Source organism: Bartonella sp. AP57NXGY, assembly GCF_042195805.1.
Taxonomy (GTDB): domain Bacteria; phylum Pseudomonadota; class Alphaproteobacteria; order Rhizobiales; family Rhizobiaceae; genus Bartonella.
On the sequence record NZ_JBHIOZ010000019.1, the window covers coordinates 1 to 9665 of the forward strand.

Sequence of the window (9665 nt, forward strand, 5' to 3'; positions counted from 1 at the left end):
ACACCAAAGATACCTGCAACCCAACAAAGCAGTGCGAACATTATCTTTGTGTTCTCTGTACCTGGTCTCAACAATGGGAAAACAGAACTGACAACACCTCCTTCACAGACAAAATCAACAGCATTACCAATCCTTGGTGGATTCTTTCCCAACCAATCCCAAGTCGCAAACTGATAACGTTTACCATCATCACCCGAAACGAGATAATTTCCTTGATCTTGACTAATAATTATACCTCTCATCTTAATCCCTATAAATTTAAACACTTAAAAATTATTGCGTATATGCCTTTGATAAGAAATATCAATTTCATAATCTAAATGATCTTATACTTTCATATTTTGTGCTCACAACTATACACGATATAAATCACCAGCATAATGCGCTTGGGCTCCTAGCATTTCTTCAATACGAATAAGTTGATTGTATTTTGCTAATCTATCCGAACGTGCAAGAGAACCTGTTTTAATTTGTCCACAATTCGTTGCAACAGCAAGATCTGCAATGAAAGAATCCTCTGTCTCGCCTGAACGATGAGATATAATGGCACGATAACCTGCTTTATGTGCTACTTCTACAGCATCAAGTGTTTCACTCAATGTACCAATTTGATTAACTTTTATGAGAATAGAATTGCCTACCCCCATTTTGATACCATCACGCAAACGTGCTGAATTCGTTACAAACAAATCATCGCCAACAAGCTGACATTTTTCTCCAATTGTGTCAGTGAGTAGCTTCCAACCTTCCCAATCATCCTCTGCCATTCCATCTTCAATTGTAATAATAGGATAATTTTTCACAAGCTGCGCTAAATAATCTACCTGCTCTTGGATGTCTCGGCATTTCCCCTCACCTTTATAAAAATACGAACCATTTTTATAAAATTCGGTTGAAGCACAGTCTAAACCAATGGCAATTTGTTCACCTGGTTTATAACCACATATCATGATAGATTCCATAATAAAATCAATTGCTTGATCAGCACTTTTAAATTGAGGTGCAAAACCACCTTCATCACCAACATTGGTATTATAACCTGCATCTTTTAAACGCTTTTTCAATGCATGGAAAATCTCAGCGCCATAACGGATAGCTTCTCTTACAGTAGGAGCTCCTATAGGGATAATCATAAACTCTTGAAAATCAATCAAATTATCAGCATGAACGCCACCATTAATAATATTCATCATGGGGGTTGGAAGAATATGCGCTTGTGTACCACCAATATAACGATACAAAGGTAAATTTAATGAATCCGCAGCTGCTTTTGCAACAGCTAATGAAACACCAAGAAGTGCATTGGCACCAAGACGGGTTTTGTTTGGCGTTCCATCCAAAGCAATCATTGCTTGATCAATAGCAATTTGATTTGTTGCATCCCGCCCACCAAGTTCTTCAAGAATTTCGCCATTAACTGCAGCAACCGCTTTTTCAACACCTTTCCCTTGATAGCGCAAACCACCATCACGAAGCTCTATAGCCTCATGTGCTCCTGTTGAAGCTCCCGAAGGAACCAGAGCGCGACCAAAAGCTCCATTCTCCAAATGAACATCAACTTCTACCGTTGGATTACCACGGCTATCAAGAACTTCACGCCCAATGATATCGACAATTATAGTCATATGTGTTTCCTTATCCAATAAAAGTCTCGATTCATTTATAATGCCCTATTAATGAAATATTTTTTCTCTTCTCAACTCAACTTTTTTGACAGATAATCAAATTCCATTAAAGTCTCAAGCAATCTTTGTAAATCATCAACTTTAACCATATTGGGTCCATCAGAAGGTGCATTATCTGGATCTTGATGTGTTTCTAAAAAAATACCAGCTACCCCAACAGAAACAGCTGCACGCGCTAAAATTTCAACAAATTGACGCTGTCCACCAGATGAAGCCCCCTGCCCCCCAGGTTCTTGAACAGAATGCGTTGCATCAAAAATAACAGGAGCTCCAAATGAACGTAAAATAGGCAACGAACGCATATCAGAAATAAGTCGGTTGTAACCAAATGACGTGCCTCGCTCACAAAGCATAACATTCGGATTACCACTGTAAACAACCTTTTTTAAAACATTCTCCATATCCCACGGCGCTAAAAACTGACCTTTTTTAATGTTAATAACACATTCTGTTTTGGCGGCTGCTACCAAAAGATCTGTTTGACGACATAAAAAAGCCGGTATTTGTAAAATATCAACTGTAGAAGAAACAATTGTACATTGCTCTTCTGTATGCACATCAGTTAATATGGGACAATTAAACTCTTTTTTTAAATCAGAAAAAATGGACATTGCTTTTTCAAGACCAATACCACGTGCCGCCCCCAAAGAGGTTCTGTTGGCTTTATCGTAACTTGATTTATAAACAAACCCGATACCAAGCTGATCGGTAATTGTTTTAATACGACCAGCCATTTCAAAAGCATGATCACGACTTTCCATCTGACACGGCCCTGCAATTAATGAAAGAGGCATTTCATTTGAAAAAATCATATTTCCAACTTTCACACGGGCATTTGGTTTAGTCATTTTATCCCTCAAAAGCAAAGTAACCCAATTTATGCATTAAACTAATCGACTTTGTTCTACAGCAGCTTCAATAAAAGAAGAAAAAAGCGGATGTGGATCAAAAGGACGGGATTTTAATTCTGGATGATATTGAACACCAATAAACCATGGATGATCTACATATTCTATCGTTTCTGGTAAAATACCATCAGGAGACATCCCAGAAAAAATCAAACCACACTGTTCTAACTTATCCTTATAATCAATATTGACCTCATAACGATGACGATGTCGCTCGACAATCTTGGTCACCCCATAAATTTGAGCAATATGACTCTCTTCTTTTAATTCAGCAGCAAAAGCACCAAGGCGCATTGAACCGCCGAGATCACCATTTCTTGTACGTTTTTCAAGAACGTCTCCTTTAAGCCATTCTGTCATTAAACCTACAATTGGATTGTCTGTTTCGCAAAACTCACTTGATGAAGCATTCTCAATCTGTGCAATATTGCGCGCAGCTTCTATACAAGCTAATTGCATCCCAAAACAAATCCCTAAAAATGGAACTTTACGCTCTCGCGCAAATTGAATTGCTCGAATCTTCCCTTCTGCCCCTCGTGCCCCAAAAGCACCTGGAACCAAAATTCCATGGGCTTTTTGTAAAGCTGAAACAGAATCTTCTTTTTCAAAAAGCTCCGAATCAATCCACTCAATACTAACCTTCACTCTATTCGCTAAACCACCATGCGCAATCGCTTCAATAAGAGATTTATAAGCATCCTTTAAGCCCGTATATTTTCCCACAACAGCAATCGTAACTTCTCCTTCAGGATGGTGAATACGATGCGTAATATCTTCCCAACGATCCATTTTGGGGGAAGGTGCCGAATCGATTCCAAAAGCGCAAAGAACTTCAGAGTCCAAACCCTCCTTATGGTATGCCATAGGAACATCATAAATTGTTGGCATATCTAATGCCTGAATGACTGCATTGGAGCGAACATTGCAAAAAAGTGATAATTTGCACCGTTCTGTTTCTGGAATAGATCGATCTGCACGTACAAGCAAAATATCAGGAGAAATACCAACTGCTTGCAATTCTTTGACAGAATGTTGTGTTGGTTTCGTTTTTAATTCACCTGCTGAAGGAATATAAGGCATTAATGTGAGATGGACATAAACGACATTTTGTCTCGGTAGCTCATTGCGAAGCTGACGAATCGCTTCTAGAAAAGGCATTGCTTCAATATCACCAACCGTTCCACCTATCTCACACAAAACAAAATCAAATTCTTCATTTCCCATCGTAATGAATCTCTTAATTTCATCTGTAACATGAGGGATAACTTGGACTGTTGCCCCCAAATAATCACCACGCCGCTCTCGTTCAATGATATTGCGATAAATACGCCCTGTTGTAATATTATCTTGGCTATTTGCAGAACGCCCAGTAAAACGCTCATAATGACCAAGATCAAGATCCGTTTCTGCACCATCATCGGTCACAAATACTTCACCATGTTGATAAGGTGACATCGTACCTGGATCAACATTTAAATAAGGATCAAGTTTGCGAAGACGTACGCGATAGCCACGAGCCTGTAATAACGCTGCTAACGCCGCCGCTGCGATGCCTTTTCCAAGGGAAGAAACCACACCACCAGTAATAAAAACATAACGTGCCATGGGCTTATGGTGATAAGCAATTTATAATGATTTTTCCAGCAAAAAATGCAAAAAGAAACAATTTTCCTTCTAAAATAAAAAAGGCGAAAAAAAAATCACCTTTTTTAAAAAGTCTATGTTTTCTTAAAAAACTATTTTGTACTGTTATCGGGAACTGTATTTTCAAGAACCTGAGGAACTGGACTTTCTACTTCAGGATTTGTGGACTGTTTCTGTTCCTGCGAAGAATTCGAAGTGCCTCCTAGCTGTTCAAGAATAGAAGGGGAAGACTCACCATCTGATGATGGGACTGATCCTGAGTCTTTATTGGTAGAATTCTGCTCTGAATTAACCGGTATACGCTTTAAAATATCAGAACTAGAATTTGATATATTACTCACCACGGTAAGTCCAATAGATACAACAAAAAAACAACAGGCTAAAATAGCAGTCAAACGTGTTAAAGGGTTTCGAGATCCACGAGTTTTCATCAACCCTGAGCTATTACTCACACCTAACCCACCACCTTCTGAAGGTTGAATTAATATAATACCAACCAAAGTAATCACAATCAAAAAATGAATAACTATAAGTACTGTTTGCATAAACCCTGCTCTTTAAATAACTCTTTAATAGCTATTTACACATAAATAACGCACAATCCAAGGGGAAACTCAAATTTCTCTGCTATAGTTTACGACAAACATCGCAAATAGTTAAAAAATCAATCGCTTTTAAGCTTGCTCCACCTATCAAAGCACCATTAACATGAGCAATGCTTAAAAGCTCAAATGCATTGGATGGTTTTACGGATCCACCATAAAGCAAACGTATCTTATTGCCTTCATCACCAAAACGAGAGCGCACCCTATCACGAATGAAATGATGTACTTTTGCAATATCTTCTGGAGTCGCTGTATTGCCGGTGCCTATCGCCCAAACTGGTTCATAAGCGATAATGGTATTCTCTGCTGTTGCATCATCTGGGAGAGATTCTTCAAGCTGCTGCGTGAGAATATCCAGTACTTTATTATTATTACGCTCCTCCAATGTTTCACCAATACATACAAGAGCCACAAGACCTGCTCGCCACGCAGCTTGCACTTTGGCACAGACAATCGCATCATTTTCCTGGTACACTGTACGACGTTCTGAATGCCCAATAATAACATGACTTGCTCCCGCTTCTTTAAGCATAAAAGCTGAAATATCTCCAGTATAAGGACCATGATCATCAAAGTGACAATTTTGTCCTCCCAAAAGGAGATTTTCACCATTCAGCGTATTAGAAGCACGCGATAAAAGCGTTGCTGGAACACAAATAAGCGCCTCAAAAAGATGACCTAGATCAGAGCTAACGCCTGTAGCAATAGCACGCAACTCTCCAAGCGATTCACTCGTTCCATTCATTTTCCAATTTCCAGCAAGAAAAGGCCGAATATTTGGAGACATATTTTCACCTCAAGAGCTTTTACAATACATTGTTTATCTGTAGTTACCAAATTATAAAATGAAAGCAAGTCTTTAAAGCTTGCATCTTTCATCCCTTTATTGCAAATTCCATTACAGCTTTGATAATAACTCACATTAAAAATGGACTTGAACAATGCTTGACATCATAAGAAATGCTACAAATTCTTGGATTTTTAGAATTTTCCTTGCTATTTTACTCTTATGCTTCATTCTTTTATGGGGGGTACCGCAGTTACACAAAAAAAGTGAAAGAGATCTTATTACTTCTGGAAAGTCCACAGTAACTGTCGATGATTATCGTCTTGCACTCGCCGATCAAAGCGCACGTTTAGCATATGCTGCTCATCTTGGACGAATGTTTACAGCAAATGAAATGCAGCAATACCAAATTCCTGCTTTTGTATTTAATCAATTACAACAAAATGTACTGCTTGATGAACAAGCACGTAAAATGAAAATAAGTCTTTCAAAAGATACAATAGCTCATGCGATTGGTTCTGATAAGATGTTCCAGGTAAATGGCACTTTTGATAAAAACTTGTTTTATAACTATCTTCAGCATTTACACATTAGTGAAAGTGCTTTTCTTAATTATTACACCAAACAAGAAAAGCGTAATCAGCTTATTGCTGCTTTACTTTCTGATATGAAGGCACCAAATCTCTTTTATAAAGCACTTGCTCTTTATCAAGGAGAAATGCGTATTGCTGATTATCTCATTATTGATCTAAAAGAAAAGAAAACAATTGCTGATCCTGATTACGAAACATTACAAAAATGGTTTGAAACACATCAAAGTCAATTTCGTGCTCCAGAATACCGTACTGTCTCTTTGCTATCTATGGAACTTAATGATTTTGTAAAACCTAAAGATATCTCAACAGATGAGGCGAAAGCCTATTATACACAAAATGCTTCACGTTTTGTAACGCCTGAAAAGCGTACATTCGAAGAACTGCGATTCCCCTCACGCGAAGAAGCCGATAATGCAGCAAAAAAAATAGCTGATGGATTGAGTTTTGATGAACTGGTAAAAGCTGAAAAAAAGACTCTTAATGACATAAAAAAAGGTCCTCTCGCAGAAAATGAACTTCCTAATCATCTGACATCTGAAATTTTTGAACTTCAACAAGGCCAAGTCAGTCCTGTGATAAATGACTTACAGGGACCTGTTCTCATTCGCGTTACGCATATTGAACCTTCAAGCTCTCTTCCTTTTGAAAGTGTAGAAGAAAATATTCGCCAAATACTTGCCAAAAATCGTGCTACTGATGATATCCGTAACAATTATGTAGCCATTGAAAATGCTCGTTTTGAGGGTGCTTCTCTCAAAGAGTTAGCTGACCAATACAAGTTATCTTTGCGCACAATTACTATTGATAAAACGGGAAAAACGCTTGAAGGTGCAATACTCACGGATTTACCTCAAAAAGATATTTTACTGAATGCCATCTATCAATCAAACGAAGGAGTCGATCTTGATCCTCTCTCTTTTCAAAATGGTGGATATCTCTGGTACAAGGTCGATAAAATTATTCCTGCCCGTGATAAGACACTTGAAGAGGCTAAGCTAGATGTTCTTTCTCAATGGAAAAATGAGGAAATCCAACGTCTTCTTGATGAAAAAGCCCAAAATGCTCTCAAACAGCTCACGGAAGGAAAAAGTCTTGTTGCTCTTGCTCATACCCTTGGTGTTACAAAACAAACAACACCAACCCTCCGGCGTCAAGACGCATCTGAAACCCTTGGCGTTGAAGGGATTAAAGCATTATTTGCTGCTCCCAAAGGTCATTATGGCATCATAAAAGGTCCGGTTGCAACAAACCGTATCATTTATCAAATAAAGACTGTAACCATGCCTAAAGATATCACGTCTCATAATCTTTCAACTGAGGTCCGCGCCAATATAGATATGATGATAAGAGAAGATCTCAAGCTAGAAATGCTACAAGTTGCCAATAAAGAACATCCTTTGGAAATTAATAGCACAAATTATAATCAGATCTTTAACGCTCTCCAATAAAAAGATTGTGCATAATTTTAAGAACTTATTGATAAAGTTTTCATCAGCTCTTCGTCTATAGTTGAAGAGGTAAGACGGATTTCTTGTCTGCATATCTTAGGATCAGCGTTTGTATAATGATTCATTTTCTCGCAAAACAGTGCATGTATGGATTTGCGAGAAAATAGTCAATGGAATGTAGAATCGTTTTTGCAATGCATTAAAAAACATTATCCATCCAAAGGTCGTAAAGGTTGCCGCCCATTAAGCTATAAACATCATCCCTATCGTCATTCATTCATAGCTCATTATATTGCTACTCTTAATATTCATTCATAGGGAGCGTATTGCTTCTTCCTTAAATGATTTCATTTACACATCCAACTTATAATAGATAAAAAAACTATTTTTAAAATTCATTATAAAAATGGAGAAATCTTTTTCTATTCAAGACTCTCATTCAATATAAGAAAAAACGTATTATCATTATAAATCAATATATTCATCAATCATAACAGTCATCAATTATGATGTTATAATTTCTCAAAAATAAGAGTTTTTTATAGACTTATAGACTGCTAAGATAACTTCTCTCATAAAATAGAAATTTTATTTCATTTGCAAATGAGCTACAATCAATACATTCAGAGTACTTAAAAGTTCTTCATCAAACAAACCAATGTATTAAGATTTATCTCATGTTTTTCTTTCTCTGCATCTCACCCATCCAATACACTGAATAAAACATATTACTGATGAAGAAATACAGCGTATTTTCAAGATCATAAAATTTCTTATTCTTCTGTGTTCATAACAACCAAAACATCAACCTTTTTTATAACAAAAAAATGGTTTGGAATCACAATGGCTCCTTTTATCTTCATATGAGAAAATCAGTCTTCATGTTACGCATTCCAACGTAGTAATATTCTTTTACAGTATCTTTGGAAAATTGCCGCTTATTGCTGCCCTTGTTATCAACCAATAGCGATACATCAATGGCAAAGTTGCACTCTCTTGAAAAATTGCTGCCCCCAGCTGTATAGCTTTTTGAAGAGAAGCTGGTACAATGACCAATGGAAGAAAAGCTGGCTTAAGAACTCTAGGTAAAGTACAAGAATACTCGTAAAATTGGGTATAATGATCGCGCGATAATGCTACCATAGCTTCAACAATACAACCCTTTTGTTGATCGCTGAGACGATGAGATTCCAAATCTTCCCTATTCACTCCTACAGCCTTTAATATATCAGTGGGTAAATAATATTGATATCGTGATTGCATGAATGATAAAAGACGCAATACACCGCTTAATCCTTGAGAAATCCCTCCATGTTCATAGATATCTGTAAACTCTTGTGCAGTTTCAGGATCTAATATCTGACAAGAAAGCTGTAAAATTATGCCTGCTGTCTCTCCACAATAATGCTCTAGATCATGAAGTGTTTCTATTGGATTGTGATAAAGATCTAAAATTTGCGCATCACAATAACGTAAAAAAGCTGTCTTAGGTAAATTAAAAAGAGTGATTGCTTTTAATAAATCATTCAAAATCGGATTGTTTCCACTCGTTTGCATTTCACCATGAGCAATAGCATCATACCACCAACGTAACCGTATTTCTCCTATGAGTGGGTCATGTACACTTTCGCGGATACGAGAAACTTCAGCATTAAATACATAAAGAGCAGCCAATGCTTGGCGCTTTTTTTTAGGTGCAAATAAAACCGATATATAGCGATCACGATCTATGGTACGTAAAATATCAAGACAATAAGGAAGAGAGCCTATCATTCTATGAACCTATTAACGTCCCTTTTTTAGTAATTAAATTAATACCCTCTTTTTATTCATATTAAAAAATGAAGGATAAGCAAATATAGTTCAGAAAATAAGATTTTTAAATGTGTCTCTTAACTGTATTATGAATTAAAATTTCTTTTCTAGTCCCTTTTCGTTTTAGAAAGAAAAAAATTAAATAAATAATTTTTCTGATAAAACTTATCTTATCGG

Annotated in this window: 7 protein-coding genes and 1 pseudogene; 1 reads left to right on the forward strand and 7 read right to left on the reverse strand. The window is 36.9% G+C overall.

What is annotated here, in order from left to right; translation table 11 throughout:
- From ACFIL8_RS03840 to tpiA, 6 genes and pseudogenes are all read right to left on the reverse strand, one after another.
- Positions 1–242, reverse strand: a pseudogene (locus tag ACFIL8_RS03840) (hypothetical protein); the annotation flags it as partial.
- A 111-nt stretch (positions 243–353) separates the two neighbouring features.
- Entirely contained in the window at positions 354–1625 is a 1272-nt protein-coding gene (eno, locus tag ACFIL8_RS03845; protein ID WP_375638114.1) for a phosphopyruvate hydratase, read from the reverse strand.
- Between the two features lie 71 nt (positions 1626–1696).
- Positions 1697–2533: a 3-deoxy-8-phosphooctulonate synthase gene (gene kdsA / locus ACFIL8_RS03850; protein WP_273791141.1), complete on the reverse strand. Its 837-nt coding sequence runs from the start codon at positions 2531–2533 to the stop codon at positions 1697–1699.
- Between the two features lie 36 nt (positions 2534–2569).
- Entirely contained in the window at positions 2570–4198 is a 1629-nt protein-coding gene (locus ACFIL8_RS03855; RefSeq protein WP_375638113.1) for a CTP synthase, read from the reverse strand.
- 131 nt (positions 4199–4329) lie between these two features.
- Positions 4330–4782, reverse strand: a complete 453-nt coding sequence (gene secG, locus ACFIL8_RS03860) for a preprotein translocase subunit SecG (RefSeq protein ID WP_375638112.1) — start codon at positions 4780–4782, stop codon at positions 4330–4332.
- An 82-nt stretch (positions 4783–4864) separates the two neighbouring features.
- Positions 4865–5629, reverse strand: a complete 765-nt coding sequence (gene tpiA, locus ACFIL8_RS03865) for a triose-phosphate isomerase (RefSeq protein ID WP_375620758.1) — start codon at positions 5627–5629, stop codon at positions 4865–4867.
- Between the two features lie 154 nt (positions 5630–5783).
- On the opposite strand from tpiA, the gene ACFIL8_RS03870 reads away from it, so the two are divergent.
- Positions 5784–7673: a peptidyl-prolyl cis-trans isomerase gene (locus tag ACFIL8_RS03870; protein ID WP_375688957.1), complete on the forward strand. Its 1890-nt coding sequence runs from the start codon at positions 5784–5786 to the stop codon at positions 7671–7673.
- 912 nt (positions 7674–8585) lie between these two features.
- Here the strand turns inward: ACFIL8_RS03870 and ACFIL8_RS03875 are convergent.
- The gene (locus ACFIL8_RS03875; protein WP_375611260.1) at positions 8586–9446 is read right to left on the reverse strand and encodes a phytoene/squalene synthase family protein; all 861 of its coding nucleotides are present in this window, start codon (positions 9444–9446) and stop codon (positions 8586–8588) included.
- Positions 9447–9665 lie beyond the last annotated feature (219 nt).

What these genes read in the sequence shown, in the direction of transcription:
- secG (WP_375638112.1), bottom strand. Translation starts at nt 4,782, where the DNA reads ATGCAAACAGTACTTATAGTTATTCATTTTTTGATTGTGATTACTTTG.
- kdsA (WP_273791141.1), bottom strand. Translation starts at nt 2,533, where the DNA reads ATGACTAAACCAAATGCCCGTGTGAAAGTTGGAAATATGATTTTTTCA.
- ACFIL8_RS03875 (WP_375611260.1), bottom strand. Translation starts at nt 9,446, where the DNA reads ATGATAGGCTCTCTTCCTTATTGTCTTGATATTTTACGTACCATAGAT.
- ACFIL8_RS03870 (WP_375688957.1), top strand. Translation starts at nt 5,784, where the DNA reads ATGCTTGACATCATAAGAAATGCTACAAATTCTTGGATTTTTAGAATT.
- tpiA (WP_375620758.1), bottom strand. Translation starts at nt 5,629, where the DNA reads ATGTCTCCAAATATTCGGCCTTTTCTTGCTGGAAATTGGAAAATGAAT.
- eno (WP_375638114.1), bottom strand. Translation starts at nt 1,625, where the DNA reads ATGACTATAATTGTCGATATCATTGGGCGTGAAGTTCTTGATAGCCGT.
- ACFIL8_RS03855 (WP_375638113.1), bottom strand. Translation starts at nt 4,198, where the DNA reads ATGGCACGTTATGTTTTTATTACTGGTGGTGTGGTTTCTTCCCTTGGA.